Here is a 20443-nt window from a genome sequence, read left to right as displayed (position 1 = left end):
CTGGAGCTACTCATATTTTCAGTATCGTTCGACTTATTTCCAGAACTGCTGTCTCTACGCGTCTAACGATTCTCGAGACAAAACATTACGCTGTATCCATTTTTCTGCGTCTACGGTTTTCACTACACTTCGTTTCGATCTCATCAATTTCTAAACGGCAAATTTTTTCATCGAAAGTCTATCTGTCTATTAAAATGGACAGAACAGACTGTAGACAAAAAGGAGCTGGTTTGATTACCAACTCCTTTTTGTCTACAGTCTGTATAGCGGAAAAATAATAATAAGTCGATAAAGGATTCAACTTTCTATTTATAATCGCACACAGTGTATTTTGTTGCAACACAAGGCTATTTATTTATAATAAAGAAAAACAACTGACGGTGATGGTCAGTTGTTTTGGGTTATAGGTTATTTATTCTGACTGCTTTTACATTGCTAATAGAATAATTTTTTTCCTTTCCAAATAGCAGCTTCATATGAATACAAAGTGGACGGAACTGTTGAATAATTCATATATGTGGCAGAAGCCGTCCAACCATTTGATAATATAATGAAATTATTCATTGTTTGCCCTCGTTTACCAGTCATTGTTCCCTGAACAAATACTGTGTGACCTGAAACTCCACCACCATTTGTTTTATTATAAAAGACACTAAGTGCTACAGGATAACTCTGAGCAATAGCATTTTGAATTAACACAAAGCTTGGGGAAGGCGTTGTAGTCTGTGTTAATGTTACACCTTTCTCCCTTGCATAATTAACTAGTGCTGATCCGATATAACGAGTTTGTGTCAAACCTTCATTACTTGTATAGGCAAGAGTCCATAATCTATCATAAGCAGCTTTATATTGACTTTCTACAGCTGTACTATAAAAATTGTAAGAACTTGCAATTGTAGCTAATGCAACTACCGCACAGGCATACTTTTTGTTAACTTTCAGCGTATAATCCTGAGTAATAGAATTAAACTGTCTAAGGTAGTATACTGAAGACATCTGAAAATCAGAAGGATAATCTATGAAAAACTCAGATGAATGACCATACATTGCTGAAGTAGCGTATTTTTGAGATTCTTCAACAACATTTAAAGCATCCTCAGCTACAGAATCTTGATAGTTCTCAAATTCTTGTAAGGTTAACTCTTCACCATCGGACCTAAATACTTCGTCTTCAACTACTACATTATACTCTGTAGGCATCGTCTCTAAAATTTCAGCATTCGTATCATCACTAACTTCATTTGAAAGCTGTTTTGTCATTTGAGTATAATAATCAGGAACTCCTCGCTCTATACTAAACTGAGAAATATAATCATCTTGCAATCTAAAATCAATGATTACATAGCCATATTGCTCTGTATCTAAATTAAAGGCAATATCATAACCAACCGTTACACCCTCAACATCCCGAATAGGAGTCGTCGAACCGATAGTTAAATCTAGCGTTGGTTCAATAGTTTTAGCAAAATCTAAAGCCAGCCTAGACGCTACCTCTTCATTTCCAACAACTTCCGCTCCTTCTTCAATTTTTGAAACATTATCATCAGAAAACGAAACAGTTTCTGCACGGGCAACATCTAAATTTATAAAAAAAGGTGCTATAACAAAAAAAATACTGAATAAAATTTTTGACCTTTTCATAAAAAATCCCCTATCTAATTTACTTTTTTTATGCTACTTAACGAGTTTATTTTATAAACTCTTGTATCAGAATCAATTGTCCCTTTTCCATATGTTAATTCTATCTGATCATTTACTGTAAACATACTAACGAATTTATTCACACTGTCTAGAGAAGCCGACTCACCATTTTTATCAAAGATAATATCAGAAAAATCTAAAACTAAAGTAGAAAGTTCCTTAGTTTTATTATTCAAAATTAAAATTTCCATCTCATTCTTTTCGGATATATATGTTATTCTACCTTCTAAAATTTCTGGAGGCTGTTCGTCAACATATGAATTCATTTGATAATTTCCTTTCTTGTTAGTACACCCTGCTAAGAATACTAGAATCAACACAACAAATATGAATAGTTTAAAAACCGTTTTCATTTATTTGTATCAACAGCTCCTCACTTATTAATAAATATAAGTTTTACTTTATTATGAGTATATTATTTTGTAAATGACATAAATGTCTTGTTAGAAACATACATATTATATCGAGGGTATTGAAATCCACTTAAAGCGACTGAAAACATCTCCAAAGAGACAATTTCAAATGTTTTGCCTATTAAAAACATTGTATGTAGGAAATAGGATAGCAAGGGAGTAATTAAGATTATGAGCGAAAAATGAATACTGTCAATTTTTTGACGAGAAAATATATTTTTAGATATTTTTGATAAGCTTGGTGCGACAAGTCATTTCAATAACTATTAGTCTGTGTAGAAGCAAAAAAGGTAGCGAAATTGACACTCGCTACCTTTTTTGGGGTTATAGGTTATTTCCGGCTCTCTGTACTCAAAAAAGAGCAGCTTTTCAGCCGCTCTTTTAATTAGGAGTTAGTTATCATTTCAAACAGTTTATTATTTGCTGCCTTTAGTTTTTGGTTACTTCACCATCAACACTTCTTTCTACTTTCATATCTGTAATCGGCAGATAGCCCAACTCTTTAACAATGGTTTGCTGAACATCGTCACTGACCATGTAATCAAGGAATTTCTTTACTCCAGCATCCGGCTCGCCATTCGTATACATATGCTCATAGGACCAGATTGGCCAAGAATTGTCAGCCACATTTTCTTCTTTTGGTTCTACTCCATCCAAGCTTAATGCCAAGGTGGTATCATCCATGTATGAAAATGCCAGATAGCTGATTGCTCCAGGTGTTTGAGCAACAATTTGTCGGACAGTTCCTGAAGAATCCTGTTCTTGCGATTTTACTGCTTGTGCTCCATCAAGTCCCCATTTTTCAAATGTTGCTCGGGTACCACTTCCTGAAGGTCGATTAATCACTGCGATTTCCTGATCTTTACCGCCAACCTCTTTCCAATTAGTTACTTTTCCTGTAAAAATTTCAATCAGCTGCTCTTTTGTCAGCTCAGTTACACCAACATCTTTGTTGGCAACCGGTCCCATACCAACAACAGCCACTTTGTGGTCCACCAGTTTAGAAGCATCGATCCCTGATTTTTCCTCTGCAAATACATCTGAATTTCCAATTGTAACAGCTCCGTCAGCAATTTGAGAAAGTCCTGTTCCGCTTCCTCCCCCTTGAACCGAAATGGAATAATTTGGTTCATCTTCAACAAACTGATCCTTAGCCGTATCAACAAGTGGCTGCAAAGCAGTTGAACCAACAGCTACAATTTTTATCGGATCGCTTGATGCCGAGCCGGAATTAGAAGCTTCACTTCCGTTAGAACTGTTACAGCCTGCTAAAAGCACCCCAGCAGTAATCACTAAAGTCGTTAATAATCCTTTTTTCATTTCGACACTTCCTTCATAATTAGTTACAAGCACAGTCTAACAGGTGATTGTTAATCCTCATCCAACTTTCTGTAAATTTCACGTAAAGAATGTAAAAATTAAGTGTAGTCTACTGACTTTAGTCGACTAAAAACAAGAAAGCTCAATAAATCCATGCTGTTCTTATCTTTTGAACAGCTTCGAAAGACAGCTTTCTCTCACCTTGAACTTTCAAAAATGGTTAGCATGTAAATCAGCTGCTTCGATTACATAAGCAAAAAAATGCTGTTTCTTTTTTAGTGAGAAACAGCATTTTATCAATTATCGATTCATATAGACAGCCATACGCTTCATTGCTTCTTCCAGACGTTCCATATCAGCAGCATAGCTGATGCGGATGTATCCTTCGCCTTCCGGACCAAAGGCGATCCCGGGGATAAGTGCGAGTGCGCATTTGTTCGCCAGATCCAAACAAAATGCCATTGAATCTTGTTCATAGCCGTCTGGAATTTTAGCAAAAATATAAAAAGCTCCATTTGGCCGTGCAATCTCAAATCCCAAAGATGACATCCTATCATAGACAAAGTCTCGTCGTTTTCGATACTCTTCCTTCATAATCAGTCCATCATTCATTCCTTCAACAAGTGCTCTGACAGCTGCTTTTTGAGAAATAGTTGATGCAGCTGTAACTAAATACTGATGGACTTTAATGATTTCAGCAGTAAATTCTTTACTGGCGAAGATAAAGCCAATACGCCAGCCAGTCATTGCATGCGATTTAGAAAGACCGTTGATAACAACTGTTTGCTGTGGAATATACTCCGCAATAGACACATGAGAATTATCATAAGTCAGTTCGCTGTATATCTCATCACTAATTACAAATACCGGATATTTCTTTAAAACTTCTGCCAGAGCCTGAACTTCGGCCCGATTATACGTAACTCCAGTTGGATTACTTGGATAATTTAATATGACCGCTTTTACGGACTCCCCATGAACCGCCATCGCCTGATCAACCATTTCCGGTGTTAGCACAAAGCCATTAGAGGTTGTATCAATATAAACAGGGTCAGCCCCAGCCAACGTAATAACCGGTTCGTAGCCAGGATAGATGGGGGCAGGCAACAGTACTTTGTCCCCAGGTTCAAGAATAGCCAGCAAACTTGCTGAGATAGCTTCAGTTGCCCCAATAGTTACTAATATCTCAGAAAAAGGATCATATGAAAGTCCATATTTTTCCTTCATAAAACAGGCTGCTGCTTCTCGAACATCTGAAAGTCCGGCCATACCCGAATAGTGAGAAAAATTATTTTCGATTGCCTGCTGCCCCGCTGTTTTCACATGTTCGGGTGTATTGAAATCAGGTTCTCCCAGGGTCAGCTTCAATATATCAGGAATTGATGAAACTTGCTCATCAAATTGTCGAATAGTTGAGACAGAAATTTTATAAACCTGTGAGTTAAACTTTTGTGTTAAATCCATCATTATCGCTCCTTTTCACTTGCACATTATAGTACCATATTCTTTTTGAAAATGAAAATCCTATTTAAAATCCGAATCATTTACTATCCGTATTCTCATTTTCAGCTTGCAATTAAAGATTCTTTTCTTTATAGTAGAGAAAATTGAACCTTATAGTAGAGAGGCAGTGGACAAATGAAAGGCATTCGAAAAATAGCTCCTTATATACCGGGAACCCAGCCGAATATTTCCGGCATGATAAAAATAAACACAAACGAGAATCCCTATCCGCCATCACCTAAAGTTTCCGAAATCCTTAAGAACTTTAAAGCGGATAAGCTAAAACTTTACAGCTCACTGGATAACCAACCTTTGAAAGAGGCTCTTGCAGCAAAACACAATGTTCTTCCTGAACAGCTGATAATTGGCAATGGTTCTGATGAGGTGCTGGCTTTTTGTTTTCTGGCTTTTTTTAACAGTGGTGATCCGATTCTCTTCCCTGACATTACCTATGGTTTCTATAAAGTCTGGGCAGATTTATTCTCTATTCCTTTTAAAGAGATTCCTTTGAATGAAAACTTTGAAATTGATTTTTCCGATTACAATCAAATAAATGGCGGTCTTATAATCACCAATCCCAATGCACCGACAGGTTTATTTAAAACAAAAAATGAAATCAGAGAATTGTTAAAAAACCATTCTGATGTAATTGTTATTCTTGATGAAGCTTATATAGAATTTGCGGAAGATTCGATGACTTCTTTACTAGATGAATTTCCTAATCTGATTATTATTCATACACTCTCAAAATCCCAGTCACTTGCCGGTCTCCGAATTGGATATGCAATGGGAAATCCTGAATATATTGCTATTTTGGAAAGTGTAAAATCTTCGTTTAATCCCTATTCAGTTGACATGCTTGCTGAAGCACTGGCAACTGCTGCAATTCAAGATAGTGAATATTATCAAAAAATAACGGGCAAGATTTGCCAAACCAGAGACTGGTTTTCTCAGAAAATTGAGGAAAGCGGCTTCCGTTCTTTACCTTCTCAAACAAATTTTGTCCTTGTTTCACACGATAAAGTCAAAATGAATGAGCTCTTCCAATATCTCGAAGAAAAAAATATCTTTGTCCGCTACTTCACCAAGCCGGAACGCCTGAAAAAATTTCTTCGGATTTCTATCGGTACAGAGGAAGAAATGAAAAGAGTAGCAGCTGTATTGGCAAATTTTGTCAGTAAATAACCAAGATCGAGACAGAGAAACTAGGTCTAATCTTAAGTATTGGATGGAAACCAGAGCAGTTCCATCAGTACAAGATTTAGATCTTTGTTCTGTCTCTTTTGTCTTTTTTAAGTAATCCTTCCGGAAATTTCTTTTAAAGACGATAAAATTTCCTCCGCGCTATTTTTAACCTCTTCCATTTCTTGAGCAAATTTTGCTTCTGTTTCATATACCTCATCAAAAATCCGATGAATCTCCATTGCAGAAATTTCCTGAATATCTATGATTTTCTGATAATAGTTCATCAGTTCCTTGCTGTTTCCCGGAAAATCTATCCCACCTAAAAAATATTGGTCAATACGATAAAAGACATCCCATTTCGTGATATCCCAAAATGGTTCGTCTTCTACTTCTTCCACTAATGTCAGCAGCTGATCTTTGGTACGGTGAGTGAAATCCCGTGTCAAGTCTGTAAAGCTTGTTCCAGTTAATCCATCATAACCATATCCTGCGATGCTGCTGATCATTAGGCTGCCAATGTTTAATCCAAGTATAGAGTTTAGAAACAAAAATACTTCGGAACTGTCGATCCCCTTTTGCTTCTGCAAATATCCTTTTGTTAAAGTCATTGCTCTCTCTATAAATCCATCAGGCATTTTTGAATAATCTTCTCCATACGCTTTATCTCCACTCTGAACCGCAGACATTACCGAATAGCAAACGTAGCACCAATCCTCTTCACGCATATATTTATTAAAATACAGCAGTAATCTCTGTACTTCTTTCATGGCTGTGCTTTGTTCTGTGACATCATTTAGAATCAACGTATCCTGTTTCGTGGCTACAAACATTGAATAGGGAGAATGCCAGGCACCTGCTTTGTGTACAGCTATATTTCCGCCTACAATTTTTGCCCATTCCAACACAGCCTTTCCTTGGCCAAGCCTCTCCTCCCTTAACTTCTCAATAGTTACATGTTCACTGTTGCTTAGAGCGAAGGAGCTTTTGTCCATGATTCCCAGACTTGTGGTTGAAGAAATATATTTGCGATTGCCGGCTATAGGAAACAATAAAATATTTACAAAGTCATATTCGTTACTAATATTGGTGATTTTATTTTTATTTACTTCAATTTGCTGCTTATATTTTAGTAAAAAGCTCTGATTAAATCCCTGACCGTCAAACGAGTAAACATGTTCTAGCTGCTCACCTCTTAATACACCTATGTATTGGGCTTTATTCCCACCTTTTGAGTGTCCGGATACATAGATTTTATCTCTTCCATGTTGAATTCTCATCTTGTCAAAATAATCTAATGCCAGTTTTTGCTGCTCTGTATCTGTTATTTTTGTATAGCCGCCAATCCCATTATCACGCCACTCCAAATCTCCAGCTGTTCCTTTATATAGGATGATTAAATCCTCCCCATACGCAACGGCCGCATTCGTTACCCTCTGAGAACCGCTTTCATTTGCGTATTGTTCATTATTTATATCTCTTACAATCATCTGATGATATATAGATTTATTTTCTTTAATTGTGTGAATGACTTTTTGAAATTCAGTTTTAGACATTTCAGCCGGTTTTCTACTGTCATCCAGATTATCTGAATCAAATTGTACCGCCCATTCATAAATACTCATGTTTTCTGCCTGATTAACAAAATCATTTGTATAAATTATGGCATTCAGAATTAGTAATTCACTTTCTGTCGGCTGTGCCACTACTTATCTTCCCTGCCTTCAGTTCTATCTACTTTTCCCCAAGATTCTCTTAACTCAAAAAGCAGGCTTTCGGTAGGATAGTTATCACCGTTCTTCTTTGTTTCAAATCTGTCATTTTCTATATCCTTCTGGTAATCTGCTTCAAGATACGCATTAATACTGATTATTCCAATAGCAACGTTTTCTTTTTTTATTTTTTCTACTATTTCAAAAAGTTTATTTTCCAGCTTCTCTTTATCCTTTTCTGATGTCACAGGAACATAAAGTACCCCCATAATTGTTGTGCTTTTGTTTGCATACTTCTGAAACTCCGGAAAGGTCGTCTCTTTTGTAAAAAAATTGGGGTAAACCTGGTTATAATGAATAACCAGCTGATATTTATCAAAATAATCTTTTATTATGTCATCAAATAATTCATAATAGAACGGCTTCATCAAATAACCGATATATCCATCTTCATAATGCTGCCCATCTTCATAACGGTAAACAACAAAAGACTCTTCAGGCTCGCCTTCTTTTGGATAGGCAAGCATGCTCTCATGGTTCGGTTGAGACCATGAACGATATTCGATTGAATGAGAAATAAATTCTTCTTTATACTTTTCTTCTAAATACTGTAATATTTCTGTCTTAACTTCCTCGCGCGATGGCAATTTCTGGTTGATTGTTTCGTTCATCCGTTTACATCCCCCCATTAAAAGTATGTGTACTAAAACAATGGTCACAAAAAATCTTTGCATTTTCGTCTCATCCCTAAATAGTTAAAATTGAATATATCACTCATTTTATAAAACTGCTGACATTCAAAAAGGGTCCTCTTTTCTTATCTTTTTCAGAATAGGCTTACATGTTGTGTTGTCTACATTCTGATTCCATTCATTCCAAACCCATTCCAGTTATTAGCTGCCTTTTACTTTTCTTCTATTTATTCTCCAGTTATTTTTTTAGCCTGTACCTGATCTGTTTCCGTAAATCCTTCAATGATTTCTTCTAAAAATCTGATTGATTTGTCGGTAATTAGTTGAAGCTCATCTGCACCTTTAACAAGAATAGCCAAACACTGGTTTAGCATCTCTGTTGCCTGTCCCTGACTTTGTGTAAACAAATGTTCGGTAACATATCCTCCACAGGAAATTTCATTTACTTTTACACTGATGCTCATCAAGCGATTTTTAAGCAAAGCCATTTCATCAGTCTCTAAACTTATTTTCTCCATCTCATCCTCCTTAATAAATGAATTGATCCTTTTGATCGATTTCTTCAATAAATAAATAGCTTTTTCCATTTAATGTTTCCGCAAGATTTTCAGCTTTTCCCGCGATACAGGCTATCTGATCAGCAAACTGTTTAAGTCTTGCAGAAATCTGCTGATCCTCTAAAGCCTGCGTGGTGACAGATATAAGAATTTCCTGAACTTCATTGCATATTTCACTGATCGCTATTAAATAGGTGATTAAAGATTTTTCAGCGAAAATAAATTCGGCATCAGCAATGAGCAATTCTTTATTAGCCATATCCCTCAGCCCTTTCCAGCTTCATTAAATTAGTTAAGGAAAATAATTGAGATTCATTTCTGATTCTTTGCTGCTTTAAATCAGTTATCTCCTGTTCCAATTGATAGATGATTCGAGTAATTGCCAAGTGCTCTTCTTCTGATTTTTGATAATATTTTTTACTCTCAAGTATCAGTTTACCCATAAATTCTCTGTACCCGCGATAAAAATTCAGATCGAACGCATCGGATGAAACCTGTTCAATTCTTCTGTTTCGTTCGTAAAAGTTCCAACTGATGTCATCCATCTGTGCAGTATGTTGTTTTTTTAAATGGTATAAGTCGTTCAAATCCTGTTCCTTTTTTCTAATTTGATCCTCAATATCAAAGATCTGCTGCTGTAAAGCTCTATTCTCAAACAAATATTCTTGTTCTTTTATGCTTCTTTTCTCCTTTCCTCTATTTTGATATTAAAAGTCCAGCTTACCGGCAAGTATATGATCTCTTTCTTTCATTACCATGATCGACTCCTTGATTTGCTTCTGCAAAATTTCAATTATTTTTCGCGTCTCTTCAAAGCTTGGTTTTAGATTCTCAAATCTTTGACAATAGGCTTCAGCTGCACTTCCTTCCCAAAATTGCGGAACTGTTAGGAGCATCTCATCCAAACTGCTTATACACTCTTCATATTTCTCTTCCTGCCTGTAAAGTTCTGAAGAAATGCGAAGTAATTCTGAATAATCAAGCTGTATTCTTATTTTAATCATCTCCTGTCGTAATAAAGATACGCAAAAAATAAATTTTTCAACAGATTATTAAAAACAAATCGAAAATCCAGATTCTCCAACTTAGGAAAATAAAAAAAGACTGAGAAAAATCTCAGTCAAACATCGTATTTTTACTTAGAGATAATTGTTTTTAGCTCATTGATAAAATAAGTTAAAATAGCACTTTTTTGTTGATTCTTCTGATAAATAATACAGATTTTGTTCTCTTCTTCCTGAACAAGAGGGATCAATTTAATCTCCTTCTTGGTAAATCCCGTAAGAATTCCAGAGCCTGATGCATAAGAATTGGTTTCAGCCAAGATATTCATCAACGTTCCACGATCGTTCACACTAATAACTATATCCTGTTCATTTTCTTCCACCAGATCTTCAGACAAATACGAAAATTCACTGCCCTCCTGAATAAATCGAACCTGAGGATAATGTACCAACTGCTCAAGTGTTAATTCTTTTTTATGAGCAAGGGGATGATGATTGCCTAAAAAAATATGAGTATCAAAGCAGCCGACCACATCATATATTAAATTAGTTCCAGACAGGTGGCGTTTAATGCCAGAGCGATTGCTGCTGTTTAAATACAAGATGCCAAGTTCACTGTGATAACTTTTTACATCCTCAATAACTTTCAATGTCGTTGTCTCAAAAAGACGAAATTCTTTATACTGATTGCCAAACTTCTGAACTGTTTTTGCCATTATACCACCTAAAAAATCATAATGTTGGGAAGAAATGGAAAAACGTGTTTCTTTTTGCTGATGTTGATAGCGATTTTCAAGTAGAGATAGTTGGGTCAAAATTTTCTCAGCAGATTCTAAAAAGGCAATACCCTCTTCTGTCAGCAAAGCCCCTTTATTAGTTCGTGTAAACAAGTTCACACCTAATTCGTCTTCCAGCTCTTTGATTCCATTAGAAAGGCTCGGCTGTGTAATAAACAGCTTTTTTGCTGCTTCACGAAAACTGCCATTATCTGCCACAGCCACCACATATTTCATTTGTTTAATATTCATGTGTTTTCTCCATTATTCAACCAAATAAATCTTTCGCTTATTTCTGCTTTGTATCGGCCGATTATTAAATTCCAACATATCTTTTTTTAAGTTTTTAACCAGCTGACGATCAATTTCTTCTACTTGTCGAAAAACAAACCATGGAATCGGGCCTTTCGTAGGAGGTGTTGTCAGCGATCCTATGTAATGATAGTGTGTACGCTCATTTGGCAAAAAAAGAACAGGATTAAAAACAAAATCATGTGCTCTTTCACTCACTTCAAGCAGTCTTTTCAATTTAGAAAACTTTTCTGTTTTATCTACAAGTTCAAAAAGACAGCCGACAACCAGATTTTGTCCTTCCTCATTCATATGAACAAGGTGAAATTCTATTGGATATTGAACCTCTTGAAGCAGATGTTCACTCGGTGTATGAAAGTGAATGTCTGTTAAACGATACTGCTGATTCTGATGAACAACATAGCTTTCTGTATTTGGCGGAACAAAATGCATGGTATTTTTAAATTCCTTTTCGGTAAAGGTTTCCTCTATATAGTGGAATGTCAGGCTGTCTACTGACGATTTTTTTTCATCTATTATTTTTTCTGAAAGCATGATTGGTGACTGATCGGGAAAAGCTGCTCCCTGAGCAAACCAGTCGCACAGAGTATGCCAGTGTTCCGTTCCTCTGTCTCCTGAATAACTCCATTCTACATCCATATTTCTAATTTTCTTCATAAAACCCTCCTGAATCAGAAAAATTTATTTTGATAACTGTAGCGTATTTCAAATTTTTAGTCAACTGATGAATACTTTGCACAGCAAACATGCAGTAAGTTTGCTAAATTGGTTCTAATAAGAGGGAAATGAAAACAGATAGCAAAGCATATATACACACTATAAAAAAGCTTCCTAATATATTTATGTTAGAAACTGAAAAAATTAAGCACGGCAAGGAAGAGCTTCGTTTTCAGCACGGTAATTGCTGTTTAAGCAGTTAGAAAATTTGCTGCAACACTATGCAGATACCTTCTTCTGTCCCTGTATTGAATCAATGTGTATATCACTCTAAACTATAGCATTTTTTGAATCATTGTCTAGTGTGCTGACCGAATTAAAATTAAGCTTGGCTTCTAAATCCAAGAAACGTATTGCCTATCCAGTAGTATTACATATGAGACTACTGGATAGGCAATGAGTATTTGCTAAAAGTACAGGAGTAAGCTATACAAAAAAATATTAGACATGTGCCAATATAAATGAACAGCTGCTCCTATTATGAGATGAATGTTTACACATAAAAAAATTGTCGTACGTATACAGCTGTCTCTTTGTATATGGAATAAATTTATCCCCTTCAGAGCTTCGCATACTAGTAATCTCTTAGTGATGAACATAAATGGTTGCCCATTTATTTCAACCAGAGCATTACTACCATCTCACTAGTTTATTTATCTTAGTGAGACTGGCAGCTACCTCCAAAAAGTGATTGAATGTTTACACATTCCTCAGATTGTCGGCTCGCATACCATCCCACTAGATATTCCTGCATCAGTGGGACTGGCAATTTCACTAGATATTCCTACAAAAGCGGGAAATCCTTGTATCTATGATTCTCACTACAACTACACTACACTACACTTCGTTTCGATCTCATCAATTTCTAAATGGCAAAGTCACTAAAAATTGAAGGACTTCGTTCGATTCTTGATACAAACGTGTCTACTTGGAAAAGCATTAGCATGTCTTGTATGTGGTTATAAGACATGCGACGAGCATCCGAAAAAGCGTAGAAGCACGCTTTTAATACAGGTTTAAAGCTGTTTGTTCTTGTCATTGAAGTATACAGGTTAACATTTTCTATCATTGAACATCATTTATAAATTATTTTTAATTATAATTTATAACATTGTCAGATCACTGGTCTTTTTTCCATGCCTCCGGGTTCTTTTTCCATTCTTTCAGAAGATCCAAATCTTGCGCTTCTATATAATTTGCCTCCAATGCTGCCTCCAGCAAAGTAGAATAGTTCGTTAAGGTAACCAAGTCCATACCATGTGAAGCAAAATTCTCCTGACCTTTCGGCAGTTCATAGGTGAATATTGCTGCCACTCCTAAAACATCTGCTCCTTCACGCTTGGCTGCTTCTGCAGCTTCCAATACACTTCCGCCAGTAGAAATCAGATCCTCGATAACAACCATTTTCTGACCCTCAGTGATTCGCCCTTCGATCTGATTGCCTTTACCGTGTTCTTTGGCTTTGCTGCGAATATACACCATAGGCAGATTCAAAATCTCTGCGACCCATGCTGCATGAGGAATACCTGCAGTGGCTGTCCCTGCAATCACCTCTACATCGGGAAATTCAGCTTCAATTTTGTCAGCCAAGCCTTGAGCGATTTCTTTACGGATCATCGGATAACTCATTGTAATTCGATTGTCGCAGTAAATAGGACTTTTAATCCCGCTTGCCCAAGTGAATGGTTCGTTTGGACTTAGGAATACTGCTTCAATTTTCAGTAAATCTTTTGCGATATTTATTGCTGATTCAGTCATTTATTTCTCTCCATTCCATTCTTTTTTAATAGAAAGATATGCCTCATAAGGATTGTCGCTTTTTGTTACTGGTCGCCCCACGACAATATAATCCGAGCCGATTTTTTTTGCTTCCTGAGGTGTCATCACACGTTGCTGGTCGCCAATCGCACTTCCTGTTGGACGAATGCCGGGAGTCAGACAAACGAAATCCTGATTTGTTTTCTTTTTAATCCTTTCAACCTCCCAGGCGGAACAAACTACACCATCAAGGCCTGCTTTTTCAGCACATTCTGCATAGTGCACAACACTCTCTTCCAGCAAAACGCTGATCAGCTGATCTCTCTGCATTTCTTCTTCACTTGTTGATGTAAGCTGTGTAACAGCTATTAAGACTGGCGTCTCAGCACCTTCCTTAGTCCCAGCCTCAAGCCCTCTTTTGGCAGCTTCCATCATTCGTATTCCTCCAGCAGCATGAACATTGGTCATATCCACACCCAATTTGGCTAGACCTTTCATTGCATATTCCACTGTATTGGGAATGTCATGTAGCTTTAAATCTAAAAAAACAGAATGTCCGGAAGCCTTAAGCCATTTAACAATTTCCGGTCCTTCCTGATAAAACAACTCCATTCCCACTTTTACATAAAGCAATTCCTCTTTTGGAAAGTGTTGCAGAAAATCTTCTACTTCCTTTCTTGAAGGGAAGTCCAATGCAACGACAGGTCGGCTGTTCATGACTGATGCTCCTCTCTGACTTCTTTAATTAATTCTTCCAGTGATTCAATTCCTAGTTCTCCCATGCGAACAGGCAATCCCTTAATTAATTTCGGGCAAATATACGGATCAGTAAAATTAGCAGTTCCAACCCCAACTGCACTGGCTCCGGCCATAAACATTTCAAGCACGTCGTCTACTGTCTGGACTCCGCCCATGCCAATAATCGGCAGTTTGGAAATTTTGGAAACCTGATGAATCAATCGAATTGCCACAGGTTTGATTGCTGGTCCTGAAAGTCCTCCCGTACTATTGGCTAAAATCGGACGCCGCGTTTTTAAATCAATCCGCATACCAAGCAGTGTGTTGATCATTGTAAACCCATCTGCACCGCCTGCTTCAATTGCCTGAGCAATAGGAGTAATGTCTGTTACATTTGGAGATAATTTAACATACACGGGAACCTTTGCCACTTTTTTCACCGATTCAGTCAGTTGAAAAGCAACATCCGGATCTGTTCCAAAAGCGATCCCCCCATGCTTTACATTTGGACAGGAGATATTTAATTCAATTGCTTTAACATTGGGCGCATCGCCGATTTTACTGCAAACCTCCACATAGTCTTCTTCGCAAGCACCTGCGACGTTGGCAATGATCGGCAAATCATATTTTTCCAAAGCTGGCAGTTTCTGGGTCATCACAGCTTCCAGACCGGGATTCTGCAGACCAATGGCATTTAACATTCCACTCGGTGTTTCAGCTACTCTAGGCGTAGGATTTCCAAAACGAGCTTCAGCAGTTGTTGCTTTTATCATGATTGAACCAAGTTGTCCGATATCATAATAATTTGCATACTCCTCTCCAAAGCCAAAACATCCGCTGGCAGGAATAATGGGATTTTTCAGTTCAAGTCCCGGCAAACTCACGGCTAATGGATTTTTCATCATAATACAACCTCCGTTGCTCTAAAGATTGGACCTTCGTCACAGACTTTAACACTTTTAACACCTGTTGCATCATCGGGAACATGACAGACACAGGCATAGCAGGCACCCATTCCACAGGCCATCCGCTGTTCCATTGACAAAAAGACATTTGGATTATCTGGAAATAACTGAGCTACAGCCTTTAACATGCCATTGGCACCGCACGCGAATACAGCAGCAGGTTCTTCATCTTTTAAAGCATCCAACAATAGATTACCGACATTTCCGTTTATGCCAAACGTTCCATCGTCTGTCGCAAAACGTGTATCCCCTAACGCAATGAACTCATTTTGAAAGTAGGAAACAGCCTTTGAAGCATATCCAAGAAAGTGGACAACCTCAACACCTTTTTCTTTTAGCTGACGGGACAGCTCATATAAGGGAGGAATGCCAATGCCGCCGCCAACAATATAAACCTTTTGTCCGGCTTCCAAAAACGATACATCAAAACCGTTACCCAGAGGTCCCATCACATCCAGTTTTTCACCAACAGACATGTTGGAAAAATAAAGGGTCCCATCACCTTCTGTTCGATAGATAATTGTACATGTTTTCTCTTCTTTATCAATCTGATTGATGCTGATTGGTCTTCTGAGCAGAAAATCTTCGCGCGGGACTTTAATGTGTAGAAACTGACCGGGAATCCCCATCTCATTAACCAGCTCACCAGATAAAGTCATTTGAAAAATCCGCGGTGCCAGTTGTTTCTGTTCAACGATTGTCATCATTTCCTGTTTCATCTGCTGACTCCCTCCATAATATTCTTGTACCTGTTGATCATTCTTTTATCCATCTTTTTTCTCACAATAGAACATCAGCTCGGAGCAAATTCTGCCCAGCCTTGATTCTAAATTGCCTCTGTTGAAAAAGCCCTGGATTCCAATACCTTTAATATGGCATTTGCCGTATCAAGAGAGGTAAATAATGGTACCCCCTGCTCAACAGACTCTCTCCGAATAATAAATCCATCCTCATTTGAAGATGACCGGTCCTTATCCATTGTATTAACTACCACCTGTGTCTGACCACTTCGGATAACATCCACAACTGTTTCGTTGTCTTCCTCTTTATCTTCAATTTTGGATACAGACTTTACATGAAGACCAGCCTTTTCAAAATATTTTGCTGTACCGGCTGTACCAACCAGGCTATAGCCAATCGCTGTAAACCGTTTTGCCAATGCCAAAGCTTCCTCTTTGGTTTCATCTGCAATCGTAAACAACACTGCACCATAGCTTGGCAAATGAAGACCGCTGGCTTCGAAAGCCTTATAGAGTGCTTTTTCAAGACTGTAGTCTGAACCCATGACTTCTCCTGTGGATTTCATCTCAGGTCCAAGATACGTATCTACTTTTTGTAATTTGGTGAAGGAAAAGACTGGTGCTTTAATATGAACCTGTTTACTTTCAGGATACAGCCCATCTTCATAACCAAGTTCTGTCAATTTTTCACCTAAAATTGCTTTTGTCGCTACCTGTGCCATTGAGATGCCTGTGATTTTACTTAAAAACGGAACGGTGCGGCTGGCTCTCGGATTCACTTCAATCACATAAACCGTTTCTTCATGAATAACAAATTGAATATTCATCATACCAATACAATTTAAGCCTAAAGCCAGTTTTTTTGTATACTCAGTAATCGTTTCTTTAATTGTTTCAGAAAGAGTCTGCGGCGGATAAACAGCCATCGAATCACCTGAATGCACGCCGGCACGTTCAATATGTTCCATAATTCCTGGGATCAGGACGGTTTCTCCATCACAGATAGCATCAACTTCACATTCTCTTCCGACCAGATAGCTGTCTACCAGAACAGGATGCTCAGGTGAAGCCTTTACTGCATGCTCCATATAATCCTCAAGATCACGCTGATTTTCGACAATTTCCATTGCTCGTCCCCCCAGTACATAACTTGGGCGGACCAAAACCGGATAGCCGATCCGATTGGCTACTTCAACAGCCCCCTCTGCACTGACTGCTGTATCTCCCGGCGGCTGAGGAATTTCGAGTTGTTTTAAAGCTTGTTCAAACAAGTCGCGGTTTTCTGCACGATCCAGATCTTCAATCGTCGTTCCAAGAATTTTCACGCCGTTTTTCGATAATGGCTCCGCCAGATTAATTGCCGTTTGACCGCCGAACTGAACGATCACACCCTCCGGCTGCTCCAAATCAATCACGTTCATAACATCTTCAAGTGTTAAGGGTTCAAAATATAATTTGTCTGAGATTGAAAAGTCAGTTGAGACGGTTTCCGGATTGCTGTTCATAATAATTGCTTCATAGCCTGCTGCCTGAATCGCCTTAACGGAATGTACGGTTGCATAGTCAAATTCCACACCTTGACCAATTCGGATAGGACCGGAGCCAAGCACCAGGATAGATGCCTTCTCAGAACGAATACTCTCATTTTCGAATTCATATGTGCTGTAAAAATATGGTGTTTGCGATTCAAATTCAGCTGCACAGGTATCTACCATCTTATAGACAGGAATCAGATTATTATCATATCTGTACTTCCTTATTTCCTGTTCAGTCAGGGACCACAGATCAGCAATTTTACGATCAGAAAAACCGTTTTGTTTTGCTTCTTTCAGTGTTTCAAAATCGTTCTTGTTTGCAGCAAGCGCTGTTTCCAATTCCACAATATGCAATAATTTATCAAGGAAGAATAAATCGACCTTCGTTAAATAAGCAAGTTCTTCAATACTATAGCCTCTTCTTAATGCTTCTGACAGATAGAACAGACGGTCATCCTGCGCCTTAACCATTTTTTCAGTCAGTAATTCATCTGAAACCTCTTTTAACTCTTTCAATTCATTGTGATAGGCTCCGATTTCCAGAGAACGAACAGCTTTCAGTAAAGATTCCTCAATATTTCGACCGATTGCCATAACTTCTCCGGTTGCCTTCATCTGTGTACCTAAAAGACGTTCACCCTTTTCAAACTTGTCAAAAGGCCAACGGGGAATTTTCGCAACGACGTAATCCAATGCCGGTTCAAACTCCGCATAGGTTGTTTCAGTTACAGGATTTTTCATTTCATCCAGCGTTAAACCAACGGCAATTTTTGCTGCAAGCTTTGCAATCGGATAGCCGGTCGCTTTACTTGCCAATGCAGAAGAGCGGGAAACTCTGGGGTTAACTTCAATTACATAATAGTTAAAGCTATGAGGATCAAGCGCGAGCTGAACATTACAGCCCCCCTCGATCTTCAAGGCACGAATAATTTTTAGTGATGCATCTCTCAGCATTTGATATTCGTAATCTGATAATGTCTGACTTGGCGCAAATACAATCGAATCTCCTGTATGAATACCCACTGGATCAAAATTTTCCATATTGCAGACCACAATGGCATTATCAGCTGAATCCCGCATTACTTCATACTCAATCTCTTTATAGCCGGCTATACTTTTTTCAATTAGACACTGCGTTGCCGGCGAAAGTTTCAAGCCGTTTTCAGCTACCACTCGCAGCTCTTCCTCATTGTCGCACATTCCGCCGCCGGTTCCGCCTAAAGTAAATGCAGGACGAACGATAATTGGATAGCCAATTGTATTGGCGAAAGCAACTGCTTCTTCCACCGTGTGCACGATATCACTTTCAGGAATCGGCTGTTCAAGTTCTTCCATTAACTGTTTGAACAGATCACGATCTTCTGCCTGGTCAATCGCACTCAGCTTCGTCCCCAGCAGTTCAACATTCAGCTCTTCAAGGATGCCCGATGCTGCCAGTTCCATTGCCATGTTCAGACCAGTCTGCCCACCCAGTGTTGGAAGTAACGCATCTGGTCTTTCTTTACGCAGAATTCTCGAAACAAATTCAAGAGTGATCGGTTCGATGTAAACTTTATGAGCAATCTCTTTATCCGTCATAATTGTTGCTGGATTGGAATTGACCAAAACAACTTCGTAGCCTTCTTCTTTCAGAGCAAGACATGCCTGTGTTCCTGCATAATCAAATTCTGCAGCCTGACCAATGATAATCGGCCCGGAACCGATGACCATAATTTTCTTTATATCTGTTCTTTTAGGCATTTTCCTGCTCCTTCCATGCATCCATTAGTTCCATAAATTCATCAAAAAGGTGTAGTCCATCATGAGGACCAGGGGCTGCATCCGGGTGATACTGCACAGTAAAAGCCGGAAATTCCTTATGTCGTACCCCTTCAACTGTACCATCATTTATTTCTATATGCGTGACCATTAATTTTTCTGGATCAACTGTTTTTTCATCCACTGCGTAACCATGGTTTTGAGAAGTAAAATCTATTCTCCCAGTCGCAATCTCTCTGACCGGATGATTCAGTCCCCGATGACCGAATTTCATCTTATAAGTGTCTGCTCCGTTAGCCAGCGAAAAGAGCTGATGTCCAAGACAGATTCCAAAAATCGGAACCTTCCCCTGAATCTGCTGAATCATTTCAATTGCTTCCGGGACATCTTTTGGGTCTCCAGGTCCATTTGTCAGCATCACTCCATCCGGATGGAGATCTAAAATCGTTTGTGCATCTGTATTATAAGGTAAAACAGTCAGATTGCAATTTCTCTTGGACAGCTCACGCAGGATGCTGTGTTTCAAACCAAAATCAATCACTACTACATTTCGTCCGACACCTGGACTCGGATAGGGCTTTGTTGTTGAAACCTGAGCAACCTGATTCTTTGGCATAACTGTCGCACGAAGCTGATCAAATAGATGATTAAAGTCATCCCCTTCATCTGTCAACAGTCCTTTCATGGTTCCAACAGAACGAAGCTTTTTCGTCAATGCACGTGTGTCAATTCCTGCAATACCGGGAATTCCTTTCCTTTTGAGAAATTCATCCAGTGTCATTTGGTTGCGCCAGTTTGACGCCAGTCTTGCATACTCTTTAACGATCACTCCTTTACAGGTCGGCGAAATGGACTCATAATCATCACGATTAATGCCGTAATTCCCTATCATCGGATAAGTAAATGTGATAATCTGACCGTTAAAGCTTTGGTCCGTAATTGTTTCCTGATACCCAGTCATACTCGTCGTAAATACGACTTCGCCTACTACATTCACTTCTGCCCCGAACGCTTTTCCTTCAAAAACAGTGCCGTCTTCTAAAATCAGTAATCGTTTCAA

19 protein-coding genes are annotated in these 20443 nt (G+C 38.3%); 1 reads left to right on the top strand and 18 read right to left on the bottom strand.

Translation table 11 applies throughout. The features are described from left to right. Positions 1-435 precede the first annotated feature (435 nt). From IW492_RS04900 to IW492_RS04885, 4 genes are all read right to left on the bottom strand, one after another. On the bottom strand, positions 436-1641 hold the full coding sequence (locus tag IW492_RS04900; RefSeq protein WP_202066102.1) for a hypothetical protein: 1206 nt from the start codon (positions 1639-1641) through the stop codon (positions 436-438). 14 nt (positions 1642-1655) lie between these two features. Further along, the gene (locus IW492_RS04895) at positions 1656-1967 is read right to left on the bottom strand and encodes a hypothetical protein (protein WP_202066100.1); all 312 of its coding nucleotides are present in this window, start codon (positions 1965-1967) and stop codon (positions 1656-1658) included. A 576-nt stretch (positions 1968-2543) separates the two neighbouring features. Then, positions 2544-3434: a phosphate ABC transporter substrate-binding protein PstS family protein gene (locus tag IW492_RS04890; RefSeq protein ID WP_202066098.1), complete on the bottom strand. Its 891-nt coding sequence runs from the start codon at positions 3432-3434 to the stop codon at positions 2544-2546. Between the two features lie 300 nt (positions 3435-3734). After that, positions 3735-4898 (bottom strand): pyridoxal phosphate-dependent aminotransferase, encoded by a 1164-nt coding sequence (locus tag IW492_RS04885; protein WP_202066088.1) that lies wholly within the window; start codon positions 4896-4898, stop codon positions 3735-3737. A gap of 174 nt (positions 4899-5072) precedes the next feature. Between IW492_RS04885 and hisC the strand changes: the two genes are divergently transcribed. Beyond that, on the top strand, positions 5073-6122 hold the full coding sequence (gene hisC, locus IW492_RS04880; RefSeq protein ID WP_202066086.1) for a histidinol-phosphate transaminase: 1050 nt from the start codon (positions 5073-5075) through the stop codon (positions 6120-6122). 107 nt (positions 6123-6229) lie between these two features. Here hisC and IW492_RS04875 read toward each other — a convergent pair whose 3' ends face one another. The 14 genes from IW492_RS04875 to IW492_RS04810 form a co-directional block, all read right to left on the bottom strand. Further along, positions 6230-7825: an Mbeg1-like protein gene (locus tag IW492_RS04875; RefSeq protein WP_202066084.1), complete on the bottom strand. Its 1596-nt coding sequence runs from the start codon at positions 7823-7825 to the stop codon at positions 6230-6232. Then, on the bottom strand, positions 7825-8502 hold the full coding sequence (locus tag IW492_RS04870) for a hypothetical protein (RefSeq protein WP_202066081.1): 678 nt from the start codon (positions 8500-8502) through the stop codon (positions 7825-7827). The genes IW492_RS04875 and IW492_RS04870 overlap by 1 nt, the downstream gene beginning before the upstream one ends. 248 nt (positions 8503-8750) lie before the next feature. Further along, positions 8751-9041 carry a hypothetical protein gene (locus IW492_RS04865; RefSeq protein WP_202066079.1) on the bottom strand — a complete coding sequence of 97 codons (291 nt, stop codon included), beginning with the start codon at positions 9039-9041 and terminating at the stop codon, positions 8751-8753. A gap of 10 nt (positions 9042-9051) precedes the next feature. Then, positions 9052-9339, bottom strand: a complete 288-nt coding sequence (locus IW492_RS04860) for a hypothetical protein (protein ID WP_202066077.1) — start codon at positions 9337-9339, stop codon at positions 9052-9054. After that, positions 9332-9739: a hypothetical protein gene (locus tag IW492_RS04855; RefSeq protein ID WP_202066069.1), complete on the bottom strand. Its 408-nt coding sequence runs from the start codon at positions 9737-9739 to the stop codon at positions 9332-9334. Before IW492_RS04855 ends, IW492_RS04860 begins: the two co-directional genes overlap by 8 nt. Before the next feature lie 48 nt (positions 9740-9787). Beyond that, positions 9788-10084 carry a WXG100 family type VII secretion target gene (locus IW492_RS04850; RefSeq protein WP_202066061.1) on the bottom strand — a complete coding sequence of 99 codons (297 nt, stop codon included), beginning with the start codon at positions 10082-10084 and terminating at the stop codon, positions 9788-9790. Positions 10085-10215: 131 nt separating this feature from the next. Beyond that, positions 10216-11112: a LysR family transcriptional regulator gene (locus IW492_RS04845; RefSeq protein WP_202066059.1), complete on the bottom strand. Its 897-nt coding sequence runs from the start codon at positions 11110-11112 to the stop codon at positions 10216-10218. 12 nt (positions 11113-11124) lie between these two features. Continuing rightward, positions 11125-11829, bottom strand: coding sequence for a carbonic anhydrase family protein (locus IW492_RS04840; RefSeq protein WP_202066057.1), 705 nt, complete (start codon positions 11827-11829; stop codon positions 11125-11127). A gap of 1179 nt (positions 11830-13008) precedes the next feature. Then, entirely contained in the window at positions 13009-13647 is a 639-nt protein-coding gene (gene pyrE / locus IW492_RS04835) for an orotate phosphoribosyltransferase (protein WP_202066055.1), read from the bottom strand. Further along, the gene (gene pyrF / locus IW492_RS04830) at positions 13648-14364 is read right to left on the bottom strand and encodes an orotidine-5'-phosphate decarboxylase (RefSeq protein WP_202066052.1); all 717 of its coding nucleotides are present in this window, start codon (positions 14362-14364) and stop codon (positions 13648-13650) included. Then, entirely contained in the window at positions 14361-15290 is a 930-nt protein-coding gene (locus IW492_RS04825) for a dihydroorotate dehydrogenase (RefSeq protein ID WP_202066050.1), read from the bottom strand. Before IW492_RS04825 ends, pyrF begins: the two co-directional genes overlap by 4 nt. Beyond that, the gene (locus tag IW492_RS04820) at positions 15287-16069 is read right to left on the bottom strand and encodes a dihydroorotate dehydrogenase electron transfer subunit (RefSeq protein ID WP_202066041.1); all 783 of its coding nucleotides are present in this window, start codon (positions 16067-16069) and stop codon (positions 15287-15289) included. Before IW492_RS04820 ends, IW492_RS04825 begins: the two co-directional genes overlap by 4 nt. Before the next feature lie 107 nt (positions 16070-16176). Continuing rightward, on the bottom strand, positions 16177-19365 hold the full coding sequence (gene carB, locus IW492_RS04815) for a carbamoyl-phosphate synthase large subunit (RefSeq protein WP_202066039.1): 3189 nt from the start codon (positions 19363-19365) through the stop codon (positions 16177-16179). Beyond that, positions 19358-20443 carry a carbamoyl phosphate synthase small subunit gene (locus IW492_RS04810; RefSeq protein ID WP_202066033.1) on the bottom strand — a complete coding sequence of 362 codons (1086 nt, stop codon included), beginning with the start codon at positions 20441-20443 and terminating at the stop codon, positions 19358-19360. Before IW492_RS04810 ends, carB begins: the two co-directional genes overlap by 8 nt.

This window comes from Enterococcus sp. BWB1-3 (genome assembly GCF_016745275.1).
GTDB lineage: Bacteria > Bacillota > Bacilli > Lactobacillales > Enterococcaceae > Enterococcus_L.
Note: the sequence above shows the minus strand (reverse complement) of the source record. Positions and strands in the feature narration are given on the sequence as shown.

Bases quoted from the DNA above. Each gene is read 5' to 3' on its own strand.
- IW492_RS04900 (WP_202066102.1), bottom strand. From the start codon at position 1,641: ATGAAAAGGTCAAAAATTTTATTCAGTATTTTTTTTGTTATAGCACCT.
- IW492_RS04895 (WP_202066100.1), bottom strand. From the start codon at position 1,967: ATGAATTCATATGTTGACGAACAGCCTCCAGAAATTTTAGAAGGTAGA.
- IW492_RS04890 (WP_202066098.1), bottom strand. From the start codon at position 3,434: ATGAAAAAAGGATTATTAACGACTTTAGTGATTACTGCTGGGGTGCTT.
- IW492_RS04885 (WP_202066088.1), bottom strand. From the start codon at position 4,898: ATGGATTTAACACAAAAGTTTAACTCACAGGTTTATAAAATTTCTGTC.
- hisC (WP_202066086.1), top strand. From the start codon at position 5,073: ATGAAAGGCATTCGAAAAATAGCTCCTTATATACCGGGAACCCAGCCG.
- IW492_RS04870 (WP_202066081.1), bottom strand. From the start codon at position 8,502: ATGAACGAAACAATCAACCAGAAATTGCCATCGCGCGAGGAAGTTAAG.
- IW492_RS04865 (WP_202066079.1), bottom strand. From the start codon at position 9,041: ATGGAGAAAATAAGTTTAGAGACTGATGAAATGGCTTTGCTTAAAAAT.
- IW492_RS04860 (WP_202066077.1), bottom strand. From the start codon at position 9,339: ATGGCTAATAAAGAATTGCTCATTGCTGATGCCGAATTTATTTTCGCT.
- IW492_RS04850 (WP_202066061.1), bottom strand. From the start codon at position 10,084: ATGATTAAAATAAGAATACAGCTTGATTATTCAGAATTACTTCGCATT.
- IW492_RS04845 (WP_202066059.1), bottom strand. From the start codon at position 11,112: ATGAATATTAAACAAATGAAATATGTGGTGGCTGTGGCAGATAATGGC.
- IW492_RS04840 (WP_202066057.1), bottom strand. From the start codon at position 11,829: ATGAAGAAAATTAGAAATATGGATGTAGAATGGAGTTATTCAGGAGAC.
- pyrE (WP_202066055.1), bottom strand. From the start codon at position 13,647: ATGACTGAATCAGCAATAAATATCGCAAAAGATTTACTGAAAATTGAA.
- pyrF (WP_202066052.1), bottom strand. From the start codon at position 14,364: ATGAACAGCCGACCTGTCGTTGCATTGGACTTCCCTTCAAGAAAGGAA.
- IW492_RS04825 (WP_202066050.1), bottom strand. From the start codon at position 15,290: ATGATGAAAAATCCATTAGCCGTGAGTTTGCCGGGACTTGAACTGAAA.
- IW492_RS04820 (WP_202066041.1), bottom strand. From the start codon at position 16,069: ATGAAACAGGAAATGATGACAATCGTTGAACAGAAACAACTGGCACCG.
- carB (WP_202066039.1), bottom strand. From the start codon at position 19,365: ATGCCTAAAAGAACAGATATAAAGAAAATTATGGTCATCGGTTCCGGG.